The 17,132-nt window shown below is 54.8% G+C and carries 9 protein-coding genes and 2 pseudogenes; 9 read left to right on the plus strand and 2 right to left on the minus strand.

Annotation, left to right across the window (positions count from 1 at the left end):
• The first annotated feature begins 220 nt into the window (after positions 1–220).
• The 7 genes and pseudogenes from BLR16_RS11435 (at position 221) to BLR16_RS11465 (ending at position 9,135) form a co-directional block, all read left to right on the plus strand.
• Positions 221–5,191, plus strand: coding sequence for an AAA domain-containing protein (locus tag BLR16_RS11435; protein WP_074805917.1), 4,971 nt, complete (start codon positions 221–223; stop codon positions 5,189–5,191).
• Complete coding sequence (locus tag BLR16_RS11440) at positions 5,184–6,749, plus strand: hypothetical protein (protein ID WP_074805548.1); 1,566 nt, start codon at positions 5,184–5,186, stop codon at positions 6,747–6,749. Before BLR16_RS11435 ends, BLR16_RS11440 begins: the two co-directional genes overlap by 8 nt.
• A 240-nt stretch (positions 6,750–6,989) precedes the next feature.
• Positions 6,990–7,337, plus strand: a pseudogene (locus tag BLR16_RS11445) (transposase); the annotation flags it as partial.
• Positions 7,338–7,411: 74 nt separating this feature from the next.
• Entirely contained in the window at positions 7,412–7,756 is a 345-nt protein-coding gene (locus tag BLR16_RS11450; RefSeq protein WP_074805546.1) for a hypothetical protein, read from the plus strand.
• A 35-nt stretch (positions 7,757–7,791) separates the two neighbouring features.
• Complete coding sequence (locus BLR16_RS11455; protein WP_232917479.1) at positions 7,792–8,262, plus strand: hypothetical protein; 471 nt, start codon at positions 7,792–7,794, stop codon at positions 8,260–8,262.
• Positions 8,263–8,278: 16 nt separating this feature from the next.
• Positions 8,279–8,564: pseudogene (locus tag BLR16_RS11460) on the plus strand (antirestriction protein ArdR).
• Between the two features lie 85 nt (positions 8,565–8,649).
• Positions 8,650–9,135, plus strand: a complete 486-nt coding sequence (locus tag BLR16_RS11465) for a hypothetical protein (protein WP_032609485.1) — start codon at positions 8,650–8,652, stop codon at positions 9,133–9,135.
• Positions 9,136–9,335: 200 nt separating this feature from the next.
• On the opposite strand, the gene BLR16_RS11470 is transcribed toward BLR16_RS11465, so the two are convergent.
• Complete coding sequence (locus BLR16_RS11470) at positions 9,336–13,103, minus strand: hypothetical protein (RefSeq protein ID WP_054080737.1); 3,768 nt, start codon at positions 13,101–13,103, stop codon at positions 9,336–9,338.
• A gap of 564 nt (positions 13,104–13,667) precedes the next feature.
• Here BLR16_RS11470 and BLR16_RS11480 point away from each other — a divergent pair.
• Positions 13,668–15,041 (plus strand): multicopper oxidase family protein, encoded by a 1,374-nt coding sequence (locus BLR16_RS11480; RefSeq protein WP_003365023.1) that lies wholly within the window; start codon positions 13,668–13,670, stop codon positions 15,039–15,041.
• A complete protein-coding gene (gene tadA / locus BLR16_RS11485; RefSeq protein WP_054080827.1) occupies positions 15,041–15,544 on the plus strand; it encodes a tRNA adenosine(34) deaminase TadA in 504 nt (167 codons plus the stop codon). Before BLR16_RS11480 ends, tadA begins: the two co-directional genes overlap by 1 nt.
• On the opposite strand, the gene mltF is transcribed toward tadA, so the two are convergent.
• Positions 15,541–17,037 (minus strand): membrane-bound lytic murein transglycosylase MltF, encoded by a 1,497-nt coding sequence (mltF, locus tag BLR16_RS11490; protein WP_058416013.1) that lies wholly within the window; start codon positions 17,035–17,037, stop codon positions 15,541–15,543. The two genes, tadA and mltF, sit on opposite strands and share 4 nt — an antisense overlap.
• Positions 17,038–17,132: the final 95 nt, after the last annotated feature.

Consider the following 17,132-nt stretch of genomic DNA (forward strand, 5'->3'; position numbering starts at 1 on the left):
GGAGACCGGCCAGCAGCAGTCATAAGGTCTCGACTAAAGCCGAACTTATTCACTCACGGCGCTTATCGGAATACCCTAACTCGAAAATTTTCCCATGATGTCCAATTGCTATAGATCTTAATGAAGTATAGCTTGGTGACCTACCTCTGCACATGGGATGCGGCAGACTGGAATCCAGAGACTCAACGCTCCGGTCGGTCCGACAAAGAAAAGGGATCATATGAAGGTAATCGTCAAAGGCAACGGATTGCACCGCAGCGAAACAAAAGCGCTTAGCCGCATGGAATCGGAGCTTCAGGATTCATGGCATGCCTATGCTTCTGTTCTGATTATGGATCAGCAGGGGTCGATGGAGTTTGATCTAATTATCGTCACCCACGATCGCGTTTTGGTTGTCGAGCTGAAAAACTGGCGCGGTAAGCTGACATCCTACGACGGCAATTGGTACATCGACGGAAATTACCGCTCGAAGAGCCCTTACCATACTAAGCGAGATCAGGCCCTCCGCCTCAAGAGCATACTTCAAACACATCTGTCGCACGACCTCGGATACCCTCCGTTCGTTGAGGCCCATGTGGTGCTTTGTGGAGAAGCCACTCCCGATCATCTTCCGTCCAGCGAGCAGCTCTATGTCCACAGGCTGGATAATTTTTTGAAGGTTAAAAACACCACTGTTTACGACGCTATAGTGCAGAAAGTCAGTCTGAGGTTCGATGGCATTGGGCGGCAGCGACCGAATCATCCTGACAATCTGAAATCATTCGATAGCTTCTTCCGTGGTCGTCGCGTAGAGCTTGCCAAATTCAAGGTAAAGGGATATGAAGCAGACGAAAATCCTGATCATCAGCACGAGCTCAAGTTATTCGCAGAATATCCCGCCACGCATGAGGAGTCTCGCGTTCGGCGCGCTATTATCAGGCGGTGGGATTTGGAAGTATTGGGCATCCTTAATCGCGAAGATAGCATCTGGAAGAAGGTGATAAGCCGGGAAAATCACCTCTACAATAATGCCTCGGCGACGAACAGCCTGCTGCAGCAATACATGCTGCGTCCTCTCGACGCCCCCGATGATGACAATATCGCCGTTGATTGCGTGGCAATGTATGAAGTCAAGCAGAATACGCGTCGTTTGAGTGAATTCATTGCCCTCAACTCGCACAAATGGAGCCCAGATCAGAGGATTGATATCGTTCGGGCTCTATTAGCGCCGTTTGCGGAACTACATAGCTTGGGTAGCGCCCATCGGGATATCCAGCCGCAGAACCTATGGTACTCCGAAGATAGCGCCTACATCCTCACCAGCGGCTACCACGCGGCCTTCATCCCCGAAAAGGGAACGGTTAAGGAATTGAGTAGCCTTTTGAGAAGCTCCTCGACCCTGATTCCCGAAGACGTTTATGGAGGAGAAGGGGAGCCGGTCAATCCGTTCGCCAAGGACGTTTATCTGCTGGCTCTTGTTGCGCACAAAATCTGCTTCCCTAACCAGAAACTCGCTGAGGAGGAAGGCGTTTCGATCTGGAAACCGATCGAGAGCGATAAATTCAACGGCAAGCTTGACGCTTTTTTTGAAAAGGCGATGGACCTGGATTACCAGAACCGATTTGCGAATGCTGCCGATATGCTTGCGGAATTCAACGCAATCTCCATCGGCAGTGATCGGTCCTACGATGACACATCAGAGGTTATCAAGGCGCTAAGCGCGGGCGAGTTCATCAATAGGGATCTCAACCCATTCACTCTTCAAGGAGTGTTTCCTGCTGTGCCAGACGAGCAGGTCTCCTTCTTTGGAGAGAAGATTGCCTATCGCTGCTTGGTAAATGGTGAGCAGTGTCTGCTGAAGCTTTGGCAGCATGCCCGCATCGATCTCCAGAACCCTGCTGCTAACCGACGTTTGCTACGTATGCGGCGGCGAATTGAGAAGGCCGTGGAAGCCAAGCTTCCCATTTCGCCTGTTGTTCAATACGGACTGTTTGGAGAAGGCGCCGGGCTTTTCATCGTTACCCGCTATGAGGACGGCATCACTTGGCGAGAGTACGTGAGCACACTCTCTACCCTAGAAAAAAAGCTGGAAAGTGCTCTCGCACTTTGTGATCTTGCCATCCATGTCCATGCAAGCGACTTCGCGCATGGCGACCTTCACCCCGATAACATTCTGGTTCGCGGCGAAGATTGGGAGCGTGGCCATACCATCGATATGCTCCTGATCGACGCGTTGGATTACGGCGATACCAGCGATCCCTATAATGTGGAATATGGCCCGGCCAACCCAACAGCGACGGACGGTTTCGGGCGTGACAGGTTTGCTGTCTACCGAATGGTGGAAGAGCTATTTACCGAGCACATTTCCCCAGGGCTAGCAGTGGAGCTTCAAGCTGCAGGAGATCAACCAGATTGCGTTCCTGTTGATCTGGCACTGCTTCGGGCTGCTCTTAAGAGTGATCTGGATCACCACGTGACGCCGCCGAAAGCAGCACAGCCTGCGTTGCGTCTGATGCACAACCACCCGCATCTTCCCGAAAAGCCAACCCTGCTACAGAAAGAGGGGGCTGAATATCATTTGTCTGTTCAGCGAGCGAATGACAACCCGAGTCTACTGTTTTTCACCATCACAGGCCACGAGAAAACGTTGCGACTCAAGCTCGATCCTGAGACCAGAATTATCACGACAGCTTGGATAAAGGATTCAGGGCTAGGAGACTACGCCAGTGACGGTCAGCGGTCACAATGCAGCTTTACAACACCCATCACTGTAGAGCGCGGCATCATGGGAATTGATAAGCCTAACTCGTTTATCGAGTTCCTGATGAACCTGGATGTGGTTCTCGATCTTCTCGTTGACATGTTTGAGCCCAAAGAGGATGTTCGGGAAGATGAATCCCTTGTGGAAGGAAGCATTGAGCAGACAATTAGTCCCCACCAGATCTGGCGGGCTCTTTTGGACACAGAGGGGGAGCAGCGACAGAAATTAGAATTACGCAGCGTTGATATCGTCGAGAGCAAGTCAGGTGCTTGGCTGATGCCCTGCGTGCTAAAGACAGGCAACGAGCTTGAGTTCCCAGCTGATGAAATTGAGGAAATTGGTGTTTACTTTGGTGACGACGTTCATGCGTTCGGCTGGGCGACCGCTGAAGAAACCACCGATGAAGTCTTGGCGGTCAAACCACGAGGTGAATCCCTTTCATCTTTCAAAAAGCGGGTCAGCGAGGGGGCTCACCTGTTCCTTGAGTCCAAGCGAAGTCACGCTTCTCGGTTCCGTCGGCAAAAGGCTATGGATCGGGTTCTGTCTGGCAACTCCAAGGTTCATAATTTGCCAGGATACTTTGATGAGAAAGGTGATGTGTGCGCTAGTGTTTTGGCCGAAGTGCCAGCCGAAGCGGCGATCCGGGCCCGCTACGACCGTCGTAACGGCTCAGACGAAGAGCTCAATCCAAAACAGATTTTGGCATTCCAGCGCGTAGTCAGCCAGTCGCCTATCGCTGTTTTGCAAGGCCCCCCGGGCACCGGCAAGACGGCATTTGTCAGCAAACTGATCCACTATCTGTTCGAGAACAAACTCGCCAATAACATCTTGCTCGTTGGGCAATCTCACACGTCAGTGGATACCGTGGCCATCAAAGCCAAGGAATTGTGCCAAGAGCTCGATACTCCGCTCAGTCTAGTGCGCTTAGGGCGCGAGCACCAGATTGACGAGAAATTGCTGCAATGCCACTCCAGCTCTATCCAGAGCAAGATGCGCTTCAAGTTCCAGCGTGAGTACGAAAATCGTATAAACGCGTTGGCTTGCCGCCTCATGCTGGACCAAGGGTTCGTCGATGAGATCGCCAAGCTTCACCGCAGTATCAGCCCGCTACTGTCGAATATCGCCGTGTTGCTGGGCAGCATCAACGAGCTGAGCGATGAACGAGAGTTAAGTCCTGACCGGCAGGCTCACGTCTATGAGTTGAAGGAGGCCCTGAAGTCGTCTAAAGAGCACATTCAGCTCAACATCGAGACTCGGGGCTACGATTTCGACTTGCCGGAAATCACGGATCCGTCTTACTGGTCGGAACTCACGCGCCACATCGCGATACGGCATGGGGTTAGCAACCAGATTGCCATTCGGCGCCTGAACCAGCTCATAGGTATCAGCAAGGATTGGATTGATGTCCTCGCGTCAGCGTCGTCAAGCTTCGATCGGTTCTTCGTTAAGTCGAGCCAGTTGGTCGCTGGAACCTTGGTAGGCATGGGTGCCAAATGGCTGAGTTTAGAAGAGCAGGAATTCGACTGGGTCATCGTAGATGAAGCCGGGCGAGCGCAGGCTTCTGAACTCATGATTGCTCTGCAGTGTGCAAAGCGCGTCCTACTTGTAGGTGACCACTGTCAGTTACCCCCGTTTTATGAACAGGTGCATATCCGGCATGTTGCCAGACTGCTTGGTATCAATGAAGCTGAGGTAAGGAAAACCGACTTTGAACGTGCATTCATCGTCAACGCCGGCCTCACTCTGGATACGCAGTACCGAATGATCGAGCCGATTGGCGAGATAATCTCCAATTGCTTTTATGAAAGCAAACTTCAAAGCCACCGTAAGAAGGCCCCGGAATGGTGCCGTGATCTTCCTTACCCCCTAAACAAGCCAGTCACCTGGATAGACAGTGGTAGCGGGGCACGCGCTGTTGATGAGGACAACGACGGCAAGGGGGCGGTGACCAACCGGCATGAATATGAGGTATGCAGGGACATCCTTAGGCAGTTGGCCCGGTCAGAATCGCTGGAACGTCTTCGTGCGAAGAAGACGGAGAAGCACCCATTCCCTATCGGTATCATCGTTATGTATCGGGCGCAGAAGAAGCTGCTGGAGAATGAATTGTCCAAGGCCGAGTGGGCCGCCCCCATACGTGATCTCATCAAGATCGAGACAGTGGACGCCTACCAAGGCCAAGAGAACACGATCATCATCCTGTCTCTTGTGAGGAACAACCCGGAAGGGAAGCAAGGCTTCCTGGTCGAAGCTTCACGGATCAACGTCGCGTTGTCTCGTGCTCAGGAACGGTTAGTAGTCATCGGATCCAAGCACATGTGGGAGCGTTCGAACGCGAACTCTTCTCTCGCGGATGTCTTGGCTTTTATCAGTGAGAAGAGTGCCGAAGGCAACGAAAACTATGAATTTGTGGACGGAACCACCGTGATTGAGGCCGCTAAATATGCTTGATGATATGGAAGTTATTGACCCTAGCGGCGTGCGACTTTGCAACACAATTTCGTTGCTGATCCCCGCTTACAGCTACCACATTAACTGCGCTTGGACGCAGGAAGTTCCGCTGCCAGCAATTGAGGAGTTCACTTGCCGGCTTCTTATCGCCCTTCAGGAAGTGCTCCCCGGCGAGATCCAAGAGTACTTCGGCCTGAGCAGACGGGAGAGTGACGTGTTGATTGAGACGCTGCTCAAGAACAAGCTGGCCGTTTATACCAATGAGGGCCTGCTGGCGCCTTCCGGTATTCTCATGGACCGAACCAAAGGTGATCCTGAAATTCCACCCAGGCTCACAAAGTACGAAGAACGCACCGAAACTGTCGTTTTCGAAGCGTTGACGGTTTCGATCATGCCTACCAATTCGTACAATCGCAGCCGATTCGGCTTACGACAGCTTGCCATTCCAGCCGAGAATCAGAGTCCGACACCGGAGGCGATTACCGAAGAATTTGGTCGCCAGTACCGGGCGTTTTTGGTCCATTCTCGGCGCCAGGAGCACGAGATTAAGAACACCCGTTTGTACAAGGTAAGCGGCTGTAGTAACGGCCGATTCGTACAGATTCCCATCGACTTAGAGATCTGGCTGCGCCCCACCAAGGAAGGTGACGTTGAGGTCCTGAAGAGGGTTGCTGAGCGAGTCAGTGGTGCACGCCAGCGGCCACTATCAATGGAGGTCGAGGCGAAGATTTCTGACTATCTAAACAGCGTGAAAATGCCCTCCAGAGGCATGAGCCTTATACGCTACTGTTCGCTGTTCGACGACCATGTCTTGGACAAGTACATTGATGAGCGTGGCCTAGATCTTAACCGCTGGCTAATCGACCACGCCAACCGCAAGACGGGATATGGTAACCCTACGACGCGCTCGTTGATCGGGCCGATTTTTAGCTTAAACAATAAAATAACCCTTGATCGCATGCTTGATGACCTCTCCACCGATTGGAAACCTGGGGAGGCTCATCGGGGCTTCTGGCTTTCCAGTTCCGCTCCGTTTTGGGGGGCGAACGGGTACTTGCTAAATGAGTTCTGCAACGAAGTTGCTAAGCGTCTGACTGAGGACCGAAAGGGGCGTGGGATCATCGCTGCGATCCTACCGTTTGAGGGTAAGGAAGACCTAGTAACTCTGAAGCAGAGCTTCCATACAAGGATGCCGAATGCCATCGCGTACGAGGGTAATGATCTGCAGAGCCAGGTGGAGATATTTTTGGTCCCTGGTCAGTTGGCCGTGGTGCAGTACCATATTCAGCCGGATGTCGAGAGCGCCATTACGGTGCCGATTGGATATGTCACTATCGACAAGGAGCGGATAGCCAAGGTTGAAACCTACTTGGACAATCTGGTGAAAAGCAGAGCTAAGCCTGTTTTGGCTTGGACAGACGCTGGTTTGAACGTCGAGGATATCCTCGGAGACTGCCGCTCGAATTTCTGCGAAGCCAACCGAAAGCCGATTCTATCTTTAAGTAAGGCCAGCTTGGACCGTAGAGCAAAAGCGAGGCAGGATGACGAAGAGGGCTAACAGGTGAAGGCGTCCGGCCAAGTCATCTACCGAGAGGGCATTGGCGAGGGTGATCACTGTGTTCGGCGTGGCGTAACTGCAGTGCGCTTATCTGTTCGCCAAACAGTGCCAGCGGTGACCGAGAAAAACCACAAGCCCAAGCGCACTGTATTACCAGTTGAGCTTCCACGCACACTGATCCACCACGAACCGGACAACACTCACTGCCCATGCATGGACATGCTAAATGCCTAGAGGAGCGCCCAGCGCGATCTGGTGCCCGAGGGGTCAGCCATCAGCAAAGCACTCGATTACAGTCTGAAACGCTGGGCAGTGCTGTCGTGCTAACTCGATGACGGGATTGTACCCATAGACAAGAACTGGGCAGAGAGCCAGACCCGATCATGTGCTCTTGGACGCAAGAACTGGCTCTTTGCAGGGTCATTACGCAGCGGCAAGCGGGCGTCAGCGATCATGAGCTTGAGCCAATCTGCGAGTTGGAATGGTCATGATCCATATGCATATCTGAAGTATGTTCTCAGGCGGCTGCCGACTCAACGTGCGAGTGGAATCGACCGGTTGCTGCCGCATAAGTGGCAACCGGCTTAATCACGGATGGTGTGATGCCCGGAAGCCTACGGCGCAGTGAATCGCCCCGGGTTTCGTATGAATGGACCCAGACTATGGCTTTCAACGTCGACATGGAGCGGCTGATGAGCGCGCTGAACATGAATGCTCGCGCAATTTATTTTCATCATCACAAATCCAAACTCATGGCAAAGCTGTCATCGCGGGCGAACTTCACATTGCTTGAGAATAGCTTGAAGCTTAACGAGCTGTTGAACTTGGTTATGTGCGAAGCCGAAAAAATGCTCGATGAAGTCGGTGCGGAGCGCCATGGAGCCAACCCAGACGTGTTCTTCTATCGTATTGCCAGAGAGGGGAGCATTGAGCTGCTAGAGTTTACGTTTTACGGGACGTCGAAGGTGCTGTTCGATATTGATCATAGCGTCGAAAAACAGGCTTAGCCTCAGCCATTGGGCCTGAATTATAGGAAATGACGATGAGCGCGAACGATGAGGTTTTCCAGATCCTTCGAGACGCCAAGGTACTCGCCAAGCGATATTACCTTCTCACTGGCAAACCGTTGGGAGTGACCGGCGAGGTTGCGGAGTTCGAGGCTGCGCGGATTTTAGATCTTGAACTGGCGCTTGCCAGGCAGGCTGGTTACGACGCGACAGAAACGAGGGAGGGGCTGACTCTCAAGATTCAAATCAAAGGTCGATATTTCCCCAATGCAAAACTTCGAGGTGGCCGACTTGGCTCGATCGATTTGAAGCAACCATTCGATACTGTCCTCTTGGTGCTGCTCAATGGAGAATATAATGCGTTCCAGATCTATGAAGCCTCACGGTATGCGGTTGAGATGCTCCTGACCAAGCCTGGATCAAAAGCTAGAAACGAGCGCGGATCAGTCGGTATCAGCCAGTTCAAGGCAATCAGCTCACTGCGCTGGGAGCGGAAAGATAAATAGGAAGGAAAAATCGTCCATGACGCAGTTGATCGAGGCGCTATGTGCAACCGCACCAAGTGGTGAGCTTGCAACCAGAAGCACCGTGGCGGCATTGTGCTGGTGTGGGAAGGCGTGGCTTACGGTTGGAAAAGTGAATTGCGTGATCCGGCCAGCGAACGCAACGGTGACTACGCTGTAGACATGGCTGGACTGGTCATTAAGGCAGAAAGGCAGAAGGTGGATACTACTACAACCGTGCGAAAGCGTGGGTCGCTGTTGACCCTGACGAACAGCAGGAAAATCGTTACGGAGAAGTGGCTTAGATGCATCTCAACCCCGACATCGACGCAGGGCGCGACCAGCAAAAAGATTCAATATCCGCATCCGCAAAAACCAAGGACCCCCTTCATGAAATCCCGATTTCCTTACAGTTCATCCTTTCTGATCATATTGTCGCTGACAGGATGCGCAGCGAATATGGATGCTGCACAGCACGATCAGCCTGGTGAAAGCGCGCTTTACGGCAGTTGGCATGTTGCAGGTGTAGCGGTATCAGACTCGGGCGTGCAGGCACTGGGGGATGATGATCCGAGCTTTATGGGGCGACGTCTCAGTTTCAATCACGACCAGCTTGCATGGAAGGCGTCGGCAAACTCGACGGAAGATGTGTGCAAGGGGCCTGTTTTTCATAAGCTTCCACCGATCAGTGGAGCTGAACTAGAGCCACAACTCCATAAGCTTGGCATCGAAAAAGCCGACCGCTATAGCGTTGAATGCAAATCTGGAAGCTGGGGTCCTTTTGATAAAGAAACGCCGGCATTTTTCCTGGCACAGGATGGGTCGTTAGCTCTTTCCTGGTATGACGGCGGACTGCTGAAGCTGGTGCGCGACTGACCACGGAAGGGGCGCGCTGCAAACTGTGAGGCCTTGGCAGGGTGTGATTTTCGCGCCTGCGAGCATACGGAGGAGTGCACAGTGGCCTGCACCGTGACATGGCTGAGACTGTCTTTTCAGAAAGTCTCAGCCACTGCCTCCACCGGCCAGTCAGTTATCCAGCAGAAGCGACACCACACCCATCCAATCAAGCAAAGAACTCACCTGCCTCGATAAATATTCGACTCCGGCTTCTCATAAAACACCGTCTCACCCGGTGTCCGATCCATCACATCAATCAGCTTGAGCCAAGTATCCAGGTCATCCGTGCTGATCTTCGTGTCGCGCTTGTCTTTCTTCCAGAGGTTATCCAGCAAGTCGAAAAAGCCTTGGTCACTAAGAATAAACTCGGCCGCAGCTTTTTCCTTCTCGTCGCCACCACTCAGAATCTTCTCGAAGTCCTTTTTGCTGACGATATCGTCTTTGCCGTTCCATTCGTCCCACTTCTCGCGGATGGTTTCGATCTCTTCCTTGTGCGCGTCGTAGTACGCCTTGTTGTAAACGTCCATTGGCAAGCCGTTGGTGTTCTCGCCAACGATGCCGTTTTTGTCTTTATGCACGCTTTCGTCCAGGCGGATCATCGACGAGCCCTGATCCTGTGGGGTTTCCTGGAAGTGTTTCCACTCTTCGGTCTGGTAGTCGAAGATGCTTTGATCGTCCGGTGCATCCCGGCCTTCATATTCGTAGAAGCTGTAACGCCCGTATTCAAGCTTGTCGCCCCAGTCGTCCTGCGCGAAGCCCAGTTCGGCCTGGTCCTTGAACCACTGGCCTTCCTTGTCGGTGGCCTTTTGTTTCTTCTGATGATCGACGAACACGCTGATGATGCCGGTAATGATCCCCAGGCCTGCCGTCACCAGAAATAGCGGCGCGGTTGCTCCAGCAATGGCGCCGATAGGGCCGAGCAAACCGGCGATCCCGATCCCGGCGGCTGCTGTGCCCGCCACACCTGAAACAATTTGCAGGCTGCCATTGGCAATTGCCAGATCGCTGTCGGACTTGATGCCATCCTTGATGGCGATCCCGCCCATGACGATATCGGCGATGCTCATGATGTCCGGTGCTACGCCGAGTACCTTGACCACTGTCCCGGCAATGCGCGCCGATACACCGGGCACCACCTTGTCCGCTCCGTCCGGTGCAGCACTCTGAACGCCTTGTGCAACAGATTGTGGGTCTACCAGGCCCGCACCCCCTGCATTACCGGCCACGGCCTGGCCGACCGAGTTGCGCATGTTATCGACGATGTCATCAGCCGGGATTGGTTGATTATCGGCTTCGAGCATCACGTTGATCGACTCGCGATCGATCTCGTCGCTGCCAAGCATTTCACTCAGGTTGACCCGATCGTTTTCCGCCGGGACCGGCTGACCGTTGCGCTCCAGCTGGTCCTCAATGCCGGCAGCAAACGCTTCACGGGTTGGCGGGGTGATGTCTTGTGCGACGAAGCGCTGCACGGCATCGTCGTAGAGTTTGTACAACGAGTCGCTGTAGCTGGCGTAACCGGAGCCGGAAGCAGAGTCCGGAACCGGCGTGCTGGCAGCACGCTCCACCTCGACGGCCATATTGTTCAGGCTTTCAGCATCCAGGGCGGGGAGGTCGACTAAGGCGCGCTGAGAATTGATGCTCTGCACCACCGCATCCTGACTGATGTTCAGTCTCAGATCTTCAGCCAGTTCGTTCAGATTGCCGTACTTCGAATAATCTGCGGGCGGAGTGCCGCCAGATCGGGTCACGATCTCGTCCAGCAATTCGCGACTGACGTCCTCGGAAAGCGAGCCGGCGTCGTTGACCTCATTGATCAGGCCAATCTGATCCATTACGTCGCCGATACTGCTACCTGCTCTGATGCTGTCCAGCTCATAAACGCTGGCCAGTCGGTTCTCCAGACCGTCCGCAACGTCTGGCACGTTATTGGCAGCCTGCGCCGTTTCAATCTTTTTGCCCCACAAACCTTCCTTGCCCCAGATCTCCGGGACGCTCTTGCTCAGCCCGAGCAAATCCGCAGTTTTGGTGTGGGTCATCAAATCAAAGATGCCAGTCTTTTCAAACTGCGCACCGGAGCCCAGGAAGGTGATGAAGTCCTTGGCGATAGCCAGGCGTTCCAGCGGATCGTCAGCAAGTTGGCCGTTCTTGGCCGTCAGCATATAGATAGCGCCACCGAGAGAGGTGAAGCCTGCAGCGGTGCCGAATACGCCGCTCTGGTTAAGTTTACCGATGGCTTTCTTGAAGCCTTCCTTGTCTTCGGCACCCACGTATTTACCTGCCAGGTTTTCCTCGAGCTGCGCCTGAGTCATTTCGCCTGATTTGACCTTGTCCACCTGGTCCGAAAAATCGCTGAGTTTGGTTTTGTCCTGTAGCAACTCGTTGATGAATTTCTCGATCGTCTCCTGAGTACGGCGGGGTATATCCGCCATACCTTTGATCCCCTGTTTAAGTGCAGAGAAAATGTCCTTCAGGGCCAGCTCTTTGTATTCGTCCGGGATACCGCCAGGGTCGGCCATCAACTTATCGACTTCGGCCATGACGCTGTTTTTCTGCAGCTCATTCTGGGCGTCTTTCGCCAATTGCGGATCGAGAAGTTCCAGGCTGGAAAGCAGGCGGGCTACATCGGATTGTCCTTCGGACTTTTTACCGGCCTTGTCCAGATCAGCGAGGTAATCGACAAACTCGCTGCTGACCAACTTGTCATGCAGGTCCTTGGCCAACGCCTCCTTATCGCCACCGCTGACTTTTTCGATGGCCGCGTCCATCTCGGCCTGATATTCCTTGCCGATCTTGTCCTTCTCGCCATTGCCATTGGCAAACAGCTCCGTCAACGCTTTATCGATGTTATTGCCGTCGAGGATGTCCTGCATATCGGCGCTTGTCAGGGTTTCGCCCTCGCTGTCGAACCTGCGCCAGGACTCGGCGCCGCGAGGCTCTTCGATATAAGGCGTGATGGTGCGTCCACTTTCCATACCGGCCTTGGCCTGGATCGCCATGACCAGTTTGTAAACGTCGCTGTTCTTGTCGACTTTCTTGTCGTCGACCAGCTTCTGATACTTGTCCATCAGGTTTTTGGTGGCAAGCTCGACCACGGTCAGGTCTTCGGAGTCCTTGTCTTTCTCGTCAGACTTCACGCCTGTGGGTTTACTGAGAATATCCAGTTCGTCGAGATTGCCCAGGCCGTGTTCGTCACGGATCTTCTGCACGTCGCCCTGCACCCCGGAACTGCTCTTGTCGGCAACCCGGTCATACAGCTCCTTGTTCTGGTATTCGGAGACCACGTATTGCTTGCCGTCGCGGCTCTCGAACTCGATCACGCCGTTACCCAGTTCGTCCTTGGTGCCAGCCTTGATGATGTCGTGATCCGCGACATAGACGTTCTCGTCTGCCACTTCGCGCCCATTGTTATTGACGCGGTTTTCCACGGTAACGCGCGAGAGGCCCATTTGCTGAGCCGCAGTGAACAATTCCGGTGTGAGTGATTTTGAAACAGTGACCTTCTCACCATCCTGTTTGACGTAAGTGACCACCTCGGCTGTTTCCAGCTGACCTTGCCATTCAAAGTTCTTGATATCGCCCCACGCAGGTAGCTCGGTGTTTCGATCTGCGATTGGGGTCCCGTCGGCGATGGCTTTTTCGACCAGCGATTTCTGTGTCGGAGACTGGCTCAGGTCATCGAGTTGTTTGAGAAACTGATACAACTTCGGATTAGTCGACGCCGCCACGACAACACCTTGCCCATCACGCTCGTAACGCATGTCACCGTTGTCGGTAACCGAAACGGTGGTGCCTTCAATCGGCGGCCATTGCTCGTTGTCGGTTGCGGTGCGGTCTGGCTTTTTCTGCTCATCGCCCTTGGCGGAGACGATGCTGCGCTTAAGCCTCGACTCGAAATCTGCAAGACCTTCGCGAGGGAGTGTGTCGTTTTTGGGCGTGATGTTCATGAGCGCCTCGTCAGTTAAGGCGAGCCTTGAAAGGTAAGGCCGCAAGAAAGCGAAAAAAGGAGTTCTTCGATTCTTACTGCGATCACCTGCAAATCGTTGTGAAAAGTTGTGAAACGTTGTGATAACGGTCAGTGCGACAGTAGCGTTGTCACAGTCCTGCAGATGGGTCTGAATATCCGTTGGAAGTGCCAGCGTGAGCAGGCACTGGATGCTTTTTATCAGCAGCCCATCGCTGAATACTGTCAGGAATAGCCCTGCATCGCGCATGGCACTGTTGGTGTGTAAGGTGTTTGGCATGCAGGAAGAACTGGGGTATTACCGCGCCCATCTACCGCTTGATGCAGAGCTGGCGTATAGCGAATGTCTGCAGCGGGTTAGTCAGTCATAGCGGTTGATCGATGCAAAAAGCCGGAGCGGGTGTCACTGCCTTGCCCGGCTTTTTTACGCCTCGACTTCAGTTCGTGGTATCTACCCTTATCTTTACGCAAATGCAGGTGTATCGTATTCGCCCCTCGCATTTGCTCGCAGATGCGCTCAGTTGTCGTTTTTGAGGTTGCGCCGTTCATGTCCTTTACCCGTCGTCAAATCCTTACAGGCATCGCCGGTCTGGCCGTCATAGGCCTTGGCGCAGGTGGGGCCTCGCGTTACTGGATGGGGCGGCGCGAGTCGGAGGCCGGTTCGGACTTCGTGCTGATCGCCGCTCCGCTGGATGTGGAACTGGTGGCGGGGCACAAGACACCTGCCTGGGCCTTCGGCGGTTCTGCGCCGGGCACTGAGTTGCGCGTGCGCCAGGGCGAGTGGCTGCGGCTGCGCTTCATCAATCAGTTGCCGGTCGAGACGACCATTCACTGGCATGGCATCCGCTTGCCGCTGGAAATGGATGGCGTGCCGTATGTGTCTCAGTTGCCGGTCAAGCCGGGAGAATACTTCGATTACAAATTCCGTGTGCCAGACGCCGGTAGCTACTGGTATCACCCGCACGTCAGCAGCAGCGAAGAGCTGGGCCGCGGGCTGGTCGGGCCGCTGATTGTCGAAGAGCGCGAGCCGACCGGTTTTGCCCACGAGCGTACGGTCAGTCTGAAAAGCTGGCACGTGGACGAGCAGGGTGCCTTTACCGAGTTCAGTGTGCTACGTGAAGCGGCGCGTGAGGGCACGGCGGGGCGGCTTTCAACGCTGAACGGTATTTCGCAGGCGGTGATTGAGTTGCCTGCCGGGCAGATCACACGCGTGCGCTTGCTCAATCTCGACAATACCGTGACCTACCGCCTCAACCTGCCGGACGCCGAGGCGCAGATCTATGCACTGGATGGCAATCCGGTAAAGCCTCGTCCCTTCGGTGACGAATACTGGCTGGGGCCGGGCATGCGCATCTGTCTGGCGATCAAGGCTCCGCCGGCGGGCGAGGAGATCTCGTTGCGTAACGGCCCGGTGCGCCTGGGTACGTTCCGCTCGGTCGCCAATAATGACGCGCCCGGCCAGTGGCCGCCCGAGCTGCCGGCCAATCCGGTGGCCGAGCCTGATATGGATAACGCCGAGAAGATCAATTTCAACTTCGAGTGGGTGGGCTCCATGTCGGTCAACACCGACAATGGCAAGCCGCCCAGCCTGTGGCAGATCAATGGCGAAGCGTGGGACATTACCGACAAGACCTGCGCCGATCGGCCTATCGCCAGGTTGAAGCTCGGTAAAAGCTATATCTTCGAACTGAAGAACATGACTCAGTATCAGCACCCGATTCATTTGCACGGCATGAGTTTCAAGGTGATCGCCTCCAATCGGCGCAAGATCATCCCGTACTTTACTGACACGTTCTTGCTGGGTCGTAACGAGCGGGCGCGAGTGGCGCTGGTGGCGGATAACCCTGGTGTATGGATGTTCCATTGCCACGTGATCGATCACATGGAAACCGGCCTGATGGCCGCCATCGAGGTGGCATGATGCGGCAACCGCAGATCATCGACCGCAGCAAGGATCAGCACTTCATGCGCGAGGCGCTGGCGCTCGCCGCGCAAGGCGCGCTGCTGGGTGAGGTGCCCGTCGGGGCAGTGGTGGTGCAGAACGGCGAGATCATCGGTCGCGGTTACAACTGCCCGATCAGCGGCAGCGACCCGAGCGCGCATGCTGAAATGGTCGCAATTCGTGATGCTGCCAAGACGCTGGACAATTATCGCCTGCCGGGCAGCACGCTCTACGTAACGCTGGAGCCGTGCAGCATGTGCGCGGGGCTGATCGTGCACTCACGCGTGGCACGTGTGGTCTACGGGGCGCTCGAGCCCAAGGCGGGCATCGTGCAGAGCCAGGGGCAGTTTTTCAGTCAGGCATTTCTAAATCACCGCGTGCTGTTCGAAGGCGGGGTGCTGGGCGAGGAATGCGGGACGATGTTGAGCGAGTTTTTCAGAATGCGCAGGGCAGCCAAGGACGCTGGCAAAGACAGCGTTTAGAGCGCAGATTCGTCCGTGCTGCTGGAGGAGGGGACGGGAGAGGCTGGCGGGACGGGCGGTTGGGTCTTGTCGACGCCAGGAACGTGCAGATTGCCATCGGCGACCTGACTTCCTTCAAGCTGTGGCTGCGTCACCCAGGTCAGAATGTCGTAATAACGGCGAATGTTGGCCACGAAATGCACCGGCTCACCGCCTCGGGCATAGCCGTATCGTGTTTTGCTGTACCACTTCTTCTGTGCCAGACGCGGCAGCATTTTTTTCACGTCGAGCCATTTATCAGGATTCAGCCCCTCGTTCTGGGCCAATTTGCGCGCATCTTCGAGGTGGCCGCTGCCAATGTTGTAGGAAGCGAGAGCGAGCCACGTACGATCCGGCTCTTTAATCGAGTCGTCCAGCTGATCCTTGATGTAGGCAAAATACTTCGCGCCGCCCTGAATGCTCTGGCGTGCATCCAGCCTGTTGGATACGCCCATGGCTTGCGCGGTGTTCTGGGTGAGCATCATCAGGCCGCGCACGCCGGTTTTCGAGGTCACGGTCGGCTGCCACATCGATTCCTGATAGCCGATGGCGGCCAGCAGTCTCCAGTCGACCTGTTCTTTCTTGGCCGATGTCTGGAAGTGTTTCTCGTATTTGGGCAGACGTTCCTGAAGGTGCTGGGCAAAGGTGTAGGCACCCACGTAGCCGAGTACGTCGACATGGCCGTAGTAGCGGTCCTTCAGGCGTTGCAGCGTGCCGTTCTTTTCGACCTTGTCGAGGTAGGCGTTGATTTCGTTGAGCAGGCTATTGTCTTCACCCGGTGCCACTGCCCAGCGCTGTGCGCGGGCTTCGCCCAGGTCGAAGGCCACGCGCACATTGGGGAAGTAGACCTGATTCATTGCCAGCTCATTGGAGTCGACCAGGGTCAGGTCGATCTGGCCTTCGTCGACCATACGCAGGAGATCAACGACCTCGACCGCGTCAGATTCTTCATATTCAATGCCGGGATTCTGCGCCTTGAGCGCCGCCAGTTGCTCGGCATGCGCACTGCCTTTGAGCACCACGATGCGCTTGCCCACCAGGTCGCCGGGATCGGTCGGCCGTGACTGGCCGTTGCGATAGACCACCTGAGGGGTGACTTCCAGATAGGAATGCGAGAAACGCGCCTGCAATTTGCGCTTTGGCGTCTCGATCAGGCCGGCGGCACCCAGTACCGGACCGCCCGGTTTGTTCATCTGGTCGAAAAGATCGTCCAGATTGTCAGCCGTTTCTATCTTCAATTCGACGCCCAGGTCCTCGGCAAAACGCTTGACCAGCTCGTATTCGAAGCCGGTTTCACCGTTGCGATCCTGGAAATAAGTCGCCGGGCTGTTGCGAGTGATCACCCGCAGTACGCCGTCCTCCTTGACTCGCTCCAGTGTGGTGGGTTTTTCCACACAGGCGCCGAGCATCAGGAAGAGTCCGGTTGCGATGAGCCATTTGGCGCAACGTGGGCGGAAATCTGGTTTGAAGAACATCGGTGCAGTATACGCAAAGCGCACCGGGCGCCATATCTCGACAGTGAAGCTTGCGTCTGATAGGCGAGTGGCTTTTATGGGCATTTCCGGAGTTT

The sequence above is a fragment of the Pseudomonas sp. BS3767 genome, assembly GCF_900099665.1.
Taxonomy (GTDB): domain Bacteria; phylum Pseudomonadota; class Gammaproteobacteria; order Pseudomonadales; family Pseudomonadaceae; genus Aquipseudomonas; species Aquipseudomonas cerasi.